Annotated in this window: 12 protein-coding genes; 7 read left to right on the top strand and 5 right to left on the bottom strand. The window is 66.7% G+C overall.

What is annotated here, in order from left to right:
* Both Q4I23_RS23690 and Q4I23_RS23695 read left to right on the top strand, forming a co-directional pair.
* Positions 1-702 (top strand): electron transfer flavoprotein-ubiquinone oxidoreductase (locus Q4I23_RS23690; RefSeq protein WP_498527841.1); only part of this gene is annotated, 702 nt, incomplete at its 5' end.
* A gap of 39 nt (positions 703-741) precedes the next feature.
* A complete protein-coding gene (locus tag Q4I23_RS23695; RefSeq protein WP_014242576.1) occupies positions 742-1,503 on the top strand; it encodes an SDR family NAD(P)-dependent oxidoreductase in 762 nt (253 codons plus the stop codon).
* A 26-nt stretch (positions 1,504-1,529) separates the two neighbouring features.
* Here Q4I23_RS23695 and Q4I23_RS23700 read toward each other — a convergent pair whose 3' ends face one another.
* Positions 1,530-1,925 carry a PRC-barrel domain-containing protein gene (locus tag Q4I23_RS23700; RefSeq protein ID WP_498527842.1) on the bottom strand — a complete coding sequence of 132 codons (396 nt, stop codon included), beginning with the start codon at positions 1,923-1,925 and terminating at the stop codon, positions 1,530-1,532.
* A 104-nt stretch (positions 1,926-2,029) separates the two neighbouring features.
* On the opposite strand from Q4I23_RS23700, the gene Q4I23_RS23705 reads away from it, so the two are divergent.
* The 3 genes from Q4I23_RS23705 to Q4I23_RS23715 all read left to right on the top strand — a co-directional run bounded on the left by Q4I23_RS23705 (position 2,030) and on the right by Q4I23_RS23715 (position 5,221).
* Positions 2,030-2,953 (top strand): alpha/beta hydrolase, encoded by a 924-nt coding sequence (locus Q4I23_RS23705; RefSeq protein ID WP_498527843.1) that lies wholly within the window; start codon positions 2,030-2,032, stop codon positions 2,951-2,953.
* Positions 2,954-3,076: 123 nt separating this feature from the next.
* A complete protein-coding gene (locus Q4I23_RS23710) occupies positions 3,077-3,733 on the top strand; it encodes a class I SAM-dependent methyltransferase (protein WP_454017890.1) in 657 nt (218 codons plus the stop codon).
* A 348-nt stretch (positions 3,734-4,081) separates the two neighbouring features.
* Positions 4,082-5,221, top strand: a complete 1,140-nt coding sequence (locus tag Q4I23_RS23715; RefSeq protein ID WP_454016463.1) for a polysaccharide deacetylase family protein — start codon at positions 4,082-4,084, stop codon at positions 5,219-5,221.
* Between the two features lie 82 nt (positions 5,222-5,303).
* Here the strand turns inward: Q4I23_RS23715 and Q4I23_RS23720 are convergent, their stop codons facing one another.
* Positions 5,304-5,771: a Ros/MucR family transcriptional regulator gene (locus Q4I23_RS23720; protein ID WP_014242569.1), complete on the bottom strand. Its 468-nt coding sequence runs from the start codon at positions 5,769-5,771 to the stop codon at positions 5,304-5,306.
* 178 nt (positions 5,772-5,949) lie between these two features.
* The gene (locus Q4I23_RS23725) at positions 5,950-7,275 is read right to left on the bottom strand and encodes a GH1 family beta-glucosidase (RefSeq protein WP_498527844.1); all 1,326 of its coding nucleotides are present in this window, start codon (positions 7,273-7,275) and stop codon (positions 5,950-5,952) included.
* A gap of 134 nt (positions 7,276-7,409) precedes the next feature.
* On the opposite strand from Q4I23_RS23725, the gene Q4I23_RS23730 reads away from it, so the two are divergent.
* Complete coding sequence (locus Q4I23_RS23730; protein ID WP_498527845.1) at positions 7,410-8,789, top strand: GH1 family beta-glucosidase; 1,380 nt, start codon at positions 7,410-7,412, stop codon at positions 8,787-8,789.
* 4 nt (positions 8,790-8,793) lie between these two features.
* Here the strand turns inward: Q4I23_RS23730 and Q4I23_RS23735 are convergent, their stop codons facing one another.
* Positions 8,794-10,566, bottom strand: a complete 1,773-nt coding sequence (locus Q4I23_RS23735) for a radical SAM protein (RefSeq protein WP_498527846.1) — start codon at positions 10,564-10,566, stop codon at positions 8,794-8,796.
* 172 nt (positions 10,567-10,738) lie between these two features.
* Between Q4I23_RS23735 and Q4I23_RS23740 the strand changes: the two genes are divergently transcribed.
* Positions 10,739-12,874, top strand: coding sequence for a tetratricopeptide repeat protein (locus Q4I23_RS23740; RefSeq protein ID WP_498527847.1), 2,136 nt, complete (start codon positions 10,739-10,741; stop codon positions 12,872-12,874).
* A 22-nt stretch (positions 12,875-12,896) separates the two neighbouring features.
* Here Q4I23_RS23740 and Q4I23_RS23745 read toward each other — a convergent pair whose 3' ends face one another.
* Complete coding sequence (locus tag Q4I23_RS23745) at positions 12,897-13,349, bottom strand: hypothetical protein (RefSeq protein WP_498527848.1); 453 nt, start codon at positions 13,347-13,349, stop codon at positions 12,897-12,899.
* Between the last annotated feature and the right edge of the window lie 87 nt (positions 13,350-13,436).

The raw sequence follows: 13,436 nt of genomic DNA on the forward strand, positions 1-13,436 counted from the left end.
ACCTTCCCCGGCGGTGTGATCGTCGGCGACGCGGCGGGCTTCCTCAACGTGCCCAAGATCAAGGGCAACCACACCGCGATGAAGTCAGGCATGCTGGCGGCCGAGGCGGTGCATGAGTTGCTGTCCGCCGAGGCAGCGGCGCGCGAGGCGGTGGCCTACCCGGAGAAGCTGAAGGCGTCCTGGGTGTGGTCGGAGCTGTTTGCTGTGCGCAACATCCGCCCCGGCTTCCAGAAGGGGCTGTGGGCGGGTCTGGCCAACGCGGCCTACGAGACGGCGACCAAGGGCAAGTCGCCGTGGACGCTGCACCACCGGCACGGCGACCACGAGACGCTGAAGAAGGCGTCGGAGATGCCGAAGATCGCCTATCCCAAGCCGGACGGCGTTGTGTCGTTCGACCGGCTGTCCTCAGTGTATCTGTCGAACACCAACCACGAGGAGGACCAGCCGGCGCACCTGACGCTGAAGGACGCGTCGGTGCCGATCGCGGTCAATCTGGCGCTCTACGACGCGCCGGAGACGCGCTACTGCCCGGCGGGCGTGTACGAGATCGTGCGGGCGGAGGACGGCAGCGACCCGCGCCTGCAGATCAACGCGCAGAACTGCGTGCACTGCAAGACCTGCGACATCAAGGACCCCACCCAGAACATCAACTGGGTCGTCCCGGAGGGTGGCGGCGGCCCGAACTATCCGGGCGGGATGTAAAACTCAAACGGCAGCAAAACACATCAGGGAGAGAGCGCGATGCAGATCAACGGTCAGGCCGCCATCGTCACCGGTGGCGCCTCCGGCATGGGGGCGGAAACCGCGCGCCATCTGGCGAAGCTGGGCGCCAAGGTCACCGTGCTCGACATGAACGAGGCGGCGGTCAAACAGGTGGCCGAGGAGATCGGCGGCCTGGGCCTGCTCTGCGACGTGTCGAGCGCGGAGTCGGCGGAGAAGGCCGTGGCCGAGGCCCGCGCGGCCCATGGCCCGGCCCGCATCGCGGTGAACTGCGCGGGCGTCGCTCCGGCGAAGCGGATCGTCGGGCGCGATGGCCCGATGGCGCTGGACGACTTCCGCAAGGTGATCGAGGTCAACCTGATCGGCACCTTCAACATGCTGCGCCTCGCCGCCGCGGACATGGGCACGCTCGACCCGCTGGAGTCGGGGGAGCGGGGCGTGATCGTCAACACCGCCTCGGTCGCCGCCTACGAGGGTCAGATCGGGCAAGCCGCCTACGCCTCGTCGAAGGGCGGCATCGTCGCCCTGACCATCTGCGCCGCCCGCGATCTGGCGCGCAGCGGCGTGCGCGTGATGACCATCGCGCCGGGCCTGATCGGCACGCCGATGCTGCTGAACATGCCGCAGGAAGTCCAGGACAGCCTCGCCGCCACGGTGCCTTTCCCAAAGCGCTTCGGCCAGCCCTCCGAATACGCCCGACTCGTGCAGCACATTCTGGAAAACGAAATGTTGAACGGCGAGGTGATCCGGCTTGACGGCGCCATCCGCATGGCGCCGCAGTAACGCATTATCGACAGGCTGGATCGGCCTCAATCGTCCCAGATCGGCAGGGTTCCGAGCTGCGCGTTCGACAGCGCCGTCGTCAGGCTGCGCCCGTCGTCGCGCAGTTGGTCCAGGCCGACGATGACCTCCTTGTCGCCGATCCCCACGCCATGCTCGACGTCCACAACAATGGCGACCGGTTGCCCGGAGGCGTCCATCAGCACCTCCTCAACCTCGCCGATCTTCGTGCCGTCCGGTCCCAGGACATCCATGTCGTCCAGTTGCCCGACCGTCCGCTTGAGGGACGGCACCATGACGTTGTCGTCCTTCACCTCCCGATAGGCGTTGGCCGGGTTGGCGATGGCGGCGCTCTGCTGGGCGAGCGAGGGCCCGGCCGCGACCATGACGAGGGCGACCGCCGTTGCGGAAAGGAGCTTTCTCATCGCGTTGCTCTCCTGCTGCTGACCGTGCAACAACATGGGGCCGCGAGCACGGTTCCACCCGATGCACCGGTCCACATCGTTCGATTGTGCAGGAACCAACGTCGATGCTCCGATTCGCTACGACCGTGCTGCTGCTGGCCTTGTCCGGCTTCGGCGTCCAGGCCGCGCCGGTGGAAACCGTGATGGCCGAAACCGTGAAGGAGGCCCGCAAGGTGGAATTGTTCGATCTGCGCGCCGACCGGACGGGCCTGGATTACCGAGTGTTTCTCGTCCGCCCCGTCGAAGCGCCGCCCCCGGACGGCTATCCGGTCATCTATCTGCTGGACGGCAACGCGACCGTGCCGATGATGGAGACGGTCATCGGTCCTAATCCGCCCGAGCCCTACGGTTCTGCGGTGATCGTCGGAATCGGCTATCCGATCGACGGGCCGTTCGACGTCCTCCGCCGCTACCGCGACCTGACACCGCCGACCCCGCCGGAGTTGATTCCGCCGTCGCGGGACGGCGCCTCCGTCATCGAAACCGGTGGACGCGACGATTTCCTGGCCTTCGTTGAGACGCAGGTGATCCCGTCGGTCGAAGCGCGCCTGCCCATCGACCGGCAGCGCCGGACGCTGTTCGGTCATTCGCTGGGCGGACTGTTCTCCCTCTACGTTCTCTACACCAAGGGGGACCTGTTCCAGACCTATGTCGCGGCCGACCCGGCGATCTGGTGGAACGGGCAGGGCATCCTGAAGGAGCAGGCGGCGTTCCTCGATCGAGCGGTGGGTGCAGGCGTGGCGCCCGGCACGGCGCTGCTGATCGAGACGTCCGGCAAGCTGGTGGAACGTCCGTTGCCGCCGGCGGACGCCGAACGGCTGAAGCGCCTGCGTTCCGGGCAAACGGGGAGGGAGGTTGCGGCCACCCTTGCGACGGTTCCGGGTTTGCGGCTCGCCTTCCATGACTTCGTCGAGGAAAGCCACGGTTCGATGCTGCCGCTGGCCGTGGCCGACGCCCTGCGCTTCGCTTTCGGACGGGCTCCCGACTGACAAGCTGCGGGTGCGGCCATTGGAGACACGGGGGAACAGCTTTCGGAATCGCCAAGGCTCCCCACATGTGAACGGACGCCCACAAGGAGCGGGCGGCCAGAGTGGGGAGCGGATTCCTTGACCGTGCAGTCGATCTTCATGCCCGATGCCATCTACCGGTACATGCTCGACGCTTCCCTGCGCGAGACCGCCATCCAGGCGAAGCTGCGCGCCGAAACGGCCAAACTGACCGAGGCCCACTATCAGATCGCGCCGGAGGAGGGCCAGCTTCTGGCTTTCCTGGTCGAATTGATCGGCGCACGCCGGACCTTGGATATCGGCACGTTCACCGGATACAGCGCGCTGACGGTGGCGCAGGCTTTGCCGGACGATGGGCGCATCATCAGTTTCGACATCAACGAGCAGTGGACCTCCCAAGCCCGCGCGATCTGGTCCGAGGCCGGAGTCGCGGACAAGATCGACCTGCGCATCGGGCCGGCGCTCGACGGTCTGGACAAGCTCATCGCAGATGGAGGCGGCGAGTCGTTCGATTTCGCCTTCATCGACGCCGACAAGGAAAACTACGATGCCTATTTCGAGCGTTGCCTCACCCTCGTGAGGCGCGGTGGCCTGATCGTGGTGGACAACACTTTGTGGCGCGGACGAGTCGCCGATCCCAGCGATCGCAAGCATAAGACCGAGGCCATCCGCGCCTTCAATGCGGCCCGTCTGGAAGATGAGAGGACGGCCCTGTGCATGCTGCCCGTGGGTGACGGCGTGACCCTCCTTCGGCGTCGCTGAGGAGAGATACGCAAGGTCGCCCCGTTAGAGCGGAGAGCAGAAGCACGAATCCGGTGTTTGGAGTTTTTTTTGAGGCTCTTAGTTGAACGAGCGCATAAATTCCATAAGGAGCATTATGGAAAATATGCCAGGGAAATCCGTGACAACGACCTCTTGGCGCCGATCCTTATGGAGACGTGATAAATTTTGCTCTATCTCATAAGAGGTATCGCCCACACCTGATCTCACTGCGGCGATGTTGATGGTCGATCGCACATGATTTCAGGTTCGGGCCTCTCCACCTCCCACATGTTCGGCCCCGCCATGGCGCGGAGGCGGTCCCGTTATCGGCTTTTGGCCGCGGGCCTGATGGCATCCGCGCTCTGCGGCGCGGTCGCGATGCCGGCCCAAGCGGCGGACCCGTCGCATCTGGCAACCGTCACCACGGTGCGGAAGGACGCGGATGGGAAGCCGTCGGCCAAGATGCTGCAATTCGGCGTTTACCGGACAGAGGCCGACGCATGGGTTGCCTGGAAGGCGGTTGTCCGGCGCCAACCCGACATGGTCGCCGACCTCGTTCCCCGTGTCTTCCTGCAGAAGCCTGAGGTTCCCGACTCCGGTTTCGTCCTGCGGGCCGCTCCCCTGCCTGATCTCGATCCAAACTTCGTCTGCCGCCGAATCGTCGGCGGTGGTGGCAGCTGCCTCGTGGTGGATGCCGCCGTTGAGCAACCGGCAACGGCGGCGCCTGCCACCGTTGAGGACAACGACCACAACGGTGTCGTGACCTACAGCCCGGACCAGAGCCGGGAAATGCAGGAGATCGAGCGGCAAGCCGCCCGCCTGTCACGAATAGCCGCCATCGTCCCCGGCAACGACGCGCGGGTGGACATCGGAGCGCTGAAGGCCAGCCGTTGGAACCTCTGCTCCCTGACCTTCGACGATGGACCGCACCCGGCGGTGACCCCGCGCATCCTCGACATCCTGCGCGTCGAGGGGGTGCGGGCAACCTTCTTCCCCATCGGCAACGTCGCGGTCCGCCACCCGCGGATCATTCAGCGAATCGTCCAGGAAGGCCACGAGGTTGGCAATCACAGCCTGACCCACCCGAACATGCGCACCCTGACCACCGAGGCCCAGCGCGCGCAGATTGCGGAAACGAACCGCATCCTGGCCGCCGCTGGCGCCGACCCGGTGCTGTTCCGCCCGCCCGCCGGACGCTGGAACAACGACACGCTGACGGCCGTCGATCAGGAGAAAATGAGCCCGGCGCTGTGGAACGTCGACACGCGCGACTGGTTCACCCGTGACGCCGGCAAGATCATGGCCCAGCTTGAAGCCACCGGCACCATCGGCAGCGTCGTCCTGATGCACACCACCTACAACGCGACGGCTGAGGCGCTTCCCCGGGCCATCGGCCTTCTGCGCACCCGCGGTTGCCGTTTCGTCACCCTGTCGGAATGGATCACCAGCCTGAACAGTCTGGCTACGCCGCGGATCGCGCAACGCTGAAGCCGCTGCGGGCAAGACCGGCGGTCATGCCCGCCGCCCCCTTCCCAAGCGCGGGAAAGGGGCAATTCGGGGCATGGAGCGATCAGGCGACGTTCTTGGCGCGGCCACGGCGGGCCGGCTTGACCGGCGCGGCGGCCTTCTTGCCGAGACCAATCGACTTCGCGAAGGCGGAACGCTGTTCCGCGTAGTTCGGGGCGGTCATCGGATAATCCGCGGGCAGGCCCCACTTCCGGCGGTATTCGTCGGGCGTCATTCCATAAGCCGTGCGCAAATAGCGCTTCAGCATCTTCAGTTTCTTGCCGTCCTCAAGGCAAACGATGTAGTCCGGCATCACCGACTTCTTTACCGGCACGGCAGGACGCAGCTCAACCGCTTCCGGTTCGGCCGGACGACCGGTGCCCGACAGACTTTGATGGACGATCCGGATGAGGTTCGGAAGATCATTCACCGCGATCTGGTTCGAGCGGACATAAGACGCAACGATCTTACCCGTCATGGCAACCAGATCGGTGGCCGAATTCTCAGAACCGTCGGTGTCGCTGCTTTGCATGTCAGTTTCCTTCGAGAACGAATGATCCAAGACGGAGGATGGGCAAAGTGATGCGCAAAGCGCAAGCCTGTGCATCAGGTTTAACATGCAAATGTGTAATGTGTTTCATGCAGGACACGCGGACGGGCCTGCCAGTCGAATGGAAATAGTAGGCTTCGATGATAAAATCGCCGCCCGCTCAGGTGGCGGAACGCGTGCGCTTTATCAGGTCGGCGTACCAACGGGCAGAGGCTTTCGGCGTGCGTTTCTGCGATTCGAAGTCGACGTGGACGATGCCGAAACGGTTGCCGTAACCGCTTCCCCACTCGAAATTATCCAGAAGCGACCAGACGAAGTAACCGCGCACATCCGCTCCGCCGCGAATCGCTTCATGCATTGAGGCGTTATAGAGCTGCAGATAATTGATTCGGTGCTGATCGACGATGACGCCCGATTCGTCCGGCGAATCGCTGCCGCCACAACCGTTTTCCGTAATGACGATGGGCATGCGGTAGCGGCGGGTGATCTCCAGCAGCTCATCGCGGAAGGCGTCGGGGAAAACCGCCCATCCGACACCGTGCGTCGGCGAATCGGGCGGGGCGTCACCCCAGCCATAGCCCCAGGTGGTGTCCGGGTTCACGCGGGCGAAAATCGGGCCGTAATGGTTTAGGCCGAACCAGTCCATGGGCCGGCAGATCCGTGCCATGTCGCCGGCCTTCACGTAAGGCTCGATGGCGCGCGCGACGCGCGGGGGGTAATGGCCGAGAAGCTGGGGGTCGCAGAAGGTCAGGTTCCAATGCTCGTCCAGCAGGGCGGCGGCCTCCGCGTTCTCCGGCTTGCCGCCTTCCGGCAGCACCCGCTGGCGGTTGTGCACCGCGCCGATGGAAGCACCGGGCACCAGGACCCGGATCGCGTCGACCCCGGCCCCATGGGCAAGGTTCACGTGATGGATGGCCCGCAGATGCTGGTCCCGGTCGGTGATGCCGGGAGCCGCCCAGGGAATGGCGTAGCCGAACAGGGTAAAGACGGAGAACTCGTTGAAGGTGATCCAGCGCTTCACCCGGTCGCCGTAACGCCGCGCCAGCAGAGTCGTGTAATCGGCGTACCAGCCGGCGCTGTCCCGGTTCGCCCAGCCGCCGCGGTCCTGCAGCGCCTGTGGCAGATCCCAATGATAGACGCACAGCCAGGGCTCAATCCCGGCCTCCAGCACCGTGTCGATCAGGCGGTCGTAAAAGTCCAGCCCGGCCTCGTTGGCCATCCCGCGTCCCCGCGGCAGCACCCTGGGCCACGCCACGGAGAAGCGGTAGGCATCCACCCCCAGCCCGCGCATCAGCGCCACATCCTCGGCGTAGCGGTGGTAGTGGTCGCAGGCGACGTCCCCGGTGTCGCCGTTCACCACCCCGCCCGCCGTGCGGCAGCGCGTGTCCCAGATGCTGGGTCCGCGCCCATCCTCCGCCGCGGCGCCCTCGATCTGATAGGCGGAGGTGGAGACGCCCCAAACAAAATCCTTCGGCAGGTCCGCCATCGTCGTCTCCCATCCGTCCCGATCGCCATACCCATACTACCTTTGGCGGAATGGTCAAGAAACAGGCATAATGACGAGCGAACGCTTCGACGGAGCGATCTTCCTTGGAACATAAGGCTGTGGAACGGCGAGCGATGCCCCTTCTCACCTCCGATTTTCCTGAAGGATTCCTCTGGGGAACCTCGACCTCGGCCTTTCAAGTCGAAGGGGCCGCGGCGGAGGACGGTCGGGCACCCAGCATCTGGGACAGCTTCTGCCGGTTGAAGGGCCGGGTGGACAACGGCGACACCGGCGACGTCGCCTGCGACCATTACCACCGCTACGCCGAGGATGTGGCGCTGATGCGGGACATCGGGGTCGGCGCCTACCGATTCTCGATCTCCTGGCCGCGCGTCCTGCCGCGCGGGCGCGGGGCGGTGAACGAGGCCGGGCTGGACTTCTACGACCGTCTGATCGACCGGCTTCTGGAGGCGGGCATCGAGCCCTGGGCCTGCCTCTACCATTGGGACCTGCCACAGGCTTTGCAGGACCTCGGCGGCTGGGCGAACCGCGACAGCGCCGGCTGGTACGCCGACTACGCCGTCCTCTGCGCCCGCCGCTTCGGCGACCGGGTGACGCGCTGGGCGACCTTCAACGAGTTCTCCGTCTTCACCCTGTTCGGCTACGCGCTCGGCTGGGGCGCCCCCAGCGTTTCCGACCGCGGGGAGCATCTGAAGGTCATCCACCACACCAACCTTGCCCATGGGGCCGGCGTGGACGTGCTGCGGGCTCTGGTGCCGGGCGCCTCCATCGGGGCGGTGCACAGTTTCCAGCCCTGCCGCCCCGCCGACCCGGCGCCCGATAATGTCGAGGCGGCGGCCCTGTTCGACGAGCTGTGGAATCTGTGCTTCCCCGACGCCCAGATACTGGGCCGCTACCCGCCGCGCATCGCCCGCGCCATCGAGCCCTATGTCCAGGCGGGCGACATGGCGCGGATCTGCCGGCCGGTGGACTGGTTCGGCATGAACCACTACGCCCCCCTCTTCGCCCAGGCCGAGCCGGGTGCCGTCTGGGGATGCGGGTTCGGTGCCCCACCAGAGGGCATGCCGCGCACCGACATCGGCTGGCCGCTCCAGCCCAGCGCCTTCCACGAGGCCTTGATGCATGCCGCAGCGCGCTACCGCCTGCCGATCTACGTGACGGAGAACGGCTACGGCACCAAGGCGCCGGAGTCCCCGGACGCGCAGGGGATCGTGATGGACCGGGAGCGGCTGGACTATCTGCAGACCTGCATCGGCGAGATGGCAAGGGCGGTGACGGACGGGGCCGACGTGCGCGGCTACTTCGTGTGGTCTCTGCTCGACAACTTCGAATGGGGGGGCGGCTACGGCACGCGGTTCGGCATCGTCCATGTGGACTTCGAGACGCAGGCGCGGACGCCGAAGGAATCCGCCAAATGGTACTCCGCGCTGATTGGCGGGCCGCTGGGTGGACACGGAACGCAGGCACGGGGCAACGGACCGACGCGGCTTTGACCGGCTACCTGAGCGCCATGTCGGGGATGGGCTGGTCCGCCGGGCGTTCGTGGATTTCCTCCCCTGTGTAGACCGGGCATTTCCGGCACACGCCGGGCAAAGCCGCCTCGTCACCGGCCATCATGGCCAGCCTCACCGCACGGTAGCGCTCGCCGTTCCATATCTTTTCCAGGCTGCCCTGCCTCAGGTTGCCCATCACCTCGATGCCGGAAATGTCGTAGCAGCACAGCGTCACGTCGCCGTTGGGCCGGATCACCGTTTCCGTGAACGGCGCACCGCAAAAACCACGGCGCCGACCCGGATTGATCTCAACCGCCAGCGTCGCTTCCTCTTCCGTCTGCGTCCAGCCCGGCCACTTGTACGCGTAGTTCGTGGCGATCGACAGGCCGGGAAAATCCTGGATCAGAAAGGCCGGAGTCGCAGCGGTCGGAGGATCCCCCGGGCGGCGCATGATGTTGTTGGAGATGTCCAGCTGCACGCCGACGGGTTCCAGGTACCGGCGCATCAGATTCAGGTTCCGGCGCACCGTGGGATAGTGGGACCCCCGGCGGATGGCATCGTTCTCCTCCGGCGAGCGGCCGTCGATCGAGACGATGATCCGCGCCACGCCGCTGTCCGCCAGTTCGCGGCAACGCTCTTCGGTCACCAGCATGGCGTTGGTGACGAAATGGATCTGATCGATCGACGTCTCGTCCCTCAAACGCCGAATCATCCTTTCCAGTTGGGGATTCATCAGCGGTTCCCCGCCCAGATACATGACGCAACTGACCAGCGCTTCGATTCCCTTGAGATCCTGCAGGATTCGCTCGAACAACTCCGGCTTCAGCAAGCGGCGTTCGGTGCTGTGGTACGCCACGCCGGTGGTGCAGTGCCGGCACCGCAGGTTGCATGCGCTGGAGGTCTCGATCCGGACCCTCATCGGCAGCATCGCCGCTCCATGGCTCCCCTGCCCGCTCCAGCCGTTCAGGGTGACGGCAGCGGCTCGCCGGTAGTCATCGACGTCGATGCAGCGGAGCACCAGCCGGTGCAGGGCCAGCTTGGCCCCCAGCCTCACGGTGGCGTCGGTGGAGCGGGCCAGGGCGTGCAGGAGAACGCCGGCCTCCTCGATTCGGCCGACCGCTGACAAGGCCAGGCCGTGCTCATAGGCAACAGGCTCCTGCCGAGGATCCAGCCGGCGGGCGCGACCATGCGTCCGTTCGGCGGCGACGGCGTTCCCCAGACCTGTCTCGGCACGACCAAGCGCCGTCAGCATCGTGGGTTGATGGGGTTCCAGAACGACCGCAGCCCGAGCCTGGAGCGCCGCACCCGCGGGATCTCCGATGCGGTTGAGCACCCCCGCCAAGTTGAGACGGCTGTTCGCCGCCAGCGGCTGCTGAAGGACCGCCATGCGGTAGGCTACCGCGGCCTCCAGCGGCCGCTCCGCCTGAATCAAGGCATTGCCATGATTGAAGTGGCATTCGGGAAAGACCGGCCGAAGCACCGCCGCGCGGCGGTAGGAGTCGAGCGCCTTCCCGAGATCGCCGGTTTGCCGGAACGCACCGCCGAGCACGTGCAGCGCCTCCGCCGAGCCGGGATTGGCCGCAACCGCGCAGGACAGGCGCGCACAGGCCGCCCCGGCGGCACCCGACTGCAAGGCGACCAGCCCCCACAGACGCAACGTGTCCGCATGGTCCGGCACGGCGTCGAGCACGGCACGGTACGCCGCATCCGCTTCCGGCAGGCGCCCTTGCTGATGCAGAGCCACCGCCTGCCGGAAGCTCAAGGAAAGATCCTGCATGACCGCTGCCTCTCGCTCCCGCGCCTTGACCTTGGACCACCGCGGCTCAAGGAAACCCTGTCGTAACGGGAAAGGCAATCCTGCGAAATCACCTTTTGGCGTGATTGTTGAGCGCGAAGGCCGCCCCGGGGTAGAAAAGCCAGTCAGCCCCTTCAAATCAGGGACGTTCCCCATGAACGCGCCAATCCCTTCCGAGACGCTTCTGGCGAACGCCGTGGCCCTGCACCGGACCGGCAGGCTCGTCGAGGCCGAGCCGCTTTACCGGACGCTCCTGGAGCGGCAGCCCGGTCATCCCGACGTGCTGCATCTTCTCGGGGTGCTGCGAAGCCAAGCCGGCGACCCCGCGGAAGGGGTGTCCCTGATCACCGACGCCATCGCCCGCCGCAGCAACGTCGCCGCCTATCACTCCAACCTCGCGCTCGCTCTGAAGGCCCTCGGACGCTTTGATGACGCGGAAGCGGCCCTGAGGAGCGGCTTCGCCCTGGCTCCGGGGGCTGGACCGCTGATTGCGCTCGGAGGCTTGTGGCGGGCCGGCGGGCGCCACGCCGAGGCCTTGGCCGCCTACCGCACCGCCCAGATCATCGATCCGGGTGACGGCGCCGCCCAGGAGGGGATCGCCCACACGACCGCCGAACTGGACGCGGCCGGGTGCGCGACGGACGAGCCCAAGCCGTCCGACACCACCCTGATGGCCTACCGCCGGGCCTTCCGGCTCCGCCCGGCGGCTCCCTTCGCGGCCTTCAATCTGGCCTTGACCCTCCAGAGAGCGGGCGACTCCGGGGCTGCCATTCCCACGTTCCAAGCGGCGGCAGCGCTCGATCCATCGGCACCGGCGGTGCTGTCCGGACTGGGACTGGCCCTGTTGTCGGCGCGACAGGCGGACCGGGCCAGCGCCCTGCTCACGCGGGTGGTCCGGTTGCGTCCCGACGACGCGCAGGACCGATTTCACTTGGCCGAGGCGGCGCAGGCGGCGGGCGATGCCGACCGGGCCGCAGCGGCCTACAGGGACTCGGCGGCCCTGCAGCCCACAAACCATACGGCTTGGGAAAACGCAGCCCTTCTCGATGCACGCGGAGACAATGGCTCCGCTCTCGCCGCCCATGCCCGCGGGATGATGGCCGCGGCGCGGGCGGAGCATCTGTTCTGGAAGGCCCCCGTCTACATCGCCATGCATGTGGCGAACGATCGGATCGGAGCGGGGCGACCGGACGCCGCGAAGCGGGCGCTCGACCACTTCCGCCACGCGGCGGCGACCGAAAACCGGGAGTTGCTGCCCTGGATCGACTTCCTGCGCGGTTCGCTGCTCCTGCGGATGCCGGGGAGCGAGGAGGCGGGCCGGGCAATGCTGAAGGCGCTGGTCCCCGCCCTGCCCTTCCTGCGCCACGTCACCTTCGGCGACGAATTCGATGCCCTCTGCCGGTCGGTGCCGCTGGCGGAGCTTGCGGACTACCGGGCCGGCTTCCAATCGGAACCGGCCGCCGACGGCGTGGGACCTCTCCTGTTCGCCGCCTGCGACGACCGTTACCTGAAGCTGTTCGCGGCCCCCCTTCTGCTGACGGTGGATGCCTTCTGCGGCGAAGGGCAACGGATGCACATCCACGTCGCGGACCCCGGCCCCGACATCGCGGAGGTGGTCGCCGGACTGCGGGCGTTGCTGCGGCGCTGCCGCCTGACCGTCAGCACGGAACGGACGCCGCCGGATCTCGATCCGATCAGCCGGCGCACCCTCTACACCTGCCTGCGGCTGATGAGGGCACCGGACGTGCTGGACCTCCATGGGCGCCCACCGCTGGTGATGATCGACATCGACGCCCTGCTGCCGATCGACCCGCGGCGCCTCGTCGAGGCCATGGCGCCGGATGAGGAGGCGATGCTCATCCATCGGCCGGACAGCCTGGACTATCTCTACAACACCATCAGCAACGGACTGATCGTGCTGCGCCCAAACGAATCCACACGGGAAGTTCTGGAGCGCACGGCCACCGCCCTTCTGCATTGGATGCGACAGCGCAACATGGCGTATTTCCTCGATCAGATCGCGCTGATCCAGGGATTCGCGGATGTGGAGCGCCGGCACGGCCCGGTCGGAATTCTGCCCATCGAGGAGTTGGGCCGCCGCCTCGGCGTCTCCGACGTCTTCCTGCCCTTCTTCGACGAGAAGCACCGCGCCGGCTTCACGGACCAACTGTCCGCGCTGACGACGCGCATCCATGAGGAAACCTTGACCGACAACCGCTCCGAGGAGGAGCGCCGCGCGGCCTTGACCGGTCTGGTGCGCCGGCTGCAAGCCGCTGTGCTCTCCCGGTAGCGGGCCCGGTAGCGAGGCGCCCCTACTCCGCGACCGCCGCGATCCTCCGGTCCCCGCAGGGCTCCTCGCGCATGCGCACCGTGTCATCGCATCGCTCCAGCACCAGCTTGCGGCGGTGGTGCGCTTCCAGGCCGGGATGGCTACCGATGGTGATCAGGGTGGCGGCGGGGAACTCACTGTCGATCAGGCGCAGCATCGCCTCCTCGGCCCGCGGATCGAGGCTGTCGGTGGCGTCCTCCAGGAAGATCCAGTCCGGACGGCGGATCAGCAGGCGGGCAAAGCCCAGCAATTGCTGCTCCGACACCGCCAGAACCTCGTCCCAGCTGTCGGACTCGTCCAGCCGGGCCCGGAGGTGGCCGAGGCCGACCCGATCCAGCGCCGCCGCCGCAGCGGCATCGCCGACCGTTTCCGCCCCCAGGGGGTAGCTGAGGGCGGCGCGCAGCGTGTCATGCGGCAGATAGGGACGTTCGGCCATGAAGAACACGCGGGTGAGCGCGGGCAGGACGATGCCTCCCCCGCCCCCTGTCTCTTATACACATCTACGAGCCCACGAGACTATAAC

It is taken from the genome of Azospirillum sp. UFLA03-27, assembly GCF_059803775.1.

What these genes read in the sequence shown, in the direction of transcription:
- Q4I23_RS23745 (WP_498527848.1), bottom strand. Translation starts at nt 13,349, where the DNA reads ATGGCCGAACGTCCCTATCTGCCGCATGACACGCTGCGCGCCGCCCTC.
- Q4I23_RS23730 (WP_498527845.1), top strand. Translation starts at nt 7,410, where the DNA reads ATGCCCCTTCTCACCTCCGATTTTCCTGAAGGATTCCTCTGGGGAACC.
- Q4I23_RS23695 (WP_014242576.1), top strand. Translation starts at nt 742, where the DNA reads ATGCAGATCAACGGTCAGGCCGCCATCGTCACCGGTGGCGCCTCCGGC.
- Q4I23_RS23705 (WP_498527843.1), top strand. Translation starts at nt 2,030, where the DNA reads ATGCTCCGATTCGCTACGACCGTGCTGCTGCTGGCCTTGTCCGGCTTC.
- Q4I23_RS23700 (WP_498527842.1), bottom strand. Translation starts at nt 1,925, where the DNA reads ATGAGAAAGCTCCTTTCCGCAACGGCGGTCGCCCTCGTCATGGTCGCG.
- Q4I23_RS23715 (WP_454016463.1), top strand. Translation starts at nt 4,082, where the DNA reads ATGGCATCCGCGCTCTGCGGCGCGGTCGCGATGCCGGCCCAAGCGGCG.
- Q4I23_RS23725 (WP_498527844.1), bottom strand. Translation starts at nt 7,275, where the DNA reads ATGGCGGACCTGCCGAAGGATTTTGTTTGGGGCGTCTCCACCTCCGCC.
- Q4I23_RS23735 (WP_498527846.1), bottom strand. Translation starts at nt 10,566, where the DNA reads ATGCAGGATCTTTCCTTGAGCTTCCGGCAGGCGGTGGCTCTGCATCAG.
- Q4I23_RS23720 (WP_014242569.1), bottom strand. Translation starts at nt 5,771, where the DNA reads ATGCAAAGCAGCGACACCGACGGTTCTGAGAATTCGGCCACCGATCTG.
- Q4I23_RS23740 (WP_498527847.1), top strand. Translation starts at nt 10,739, where the DNA reads ATGAACGCGCCAATCCCTTCCGAGACGCTTCTGGCGAACGCCGTGGCC.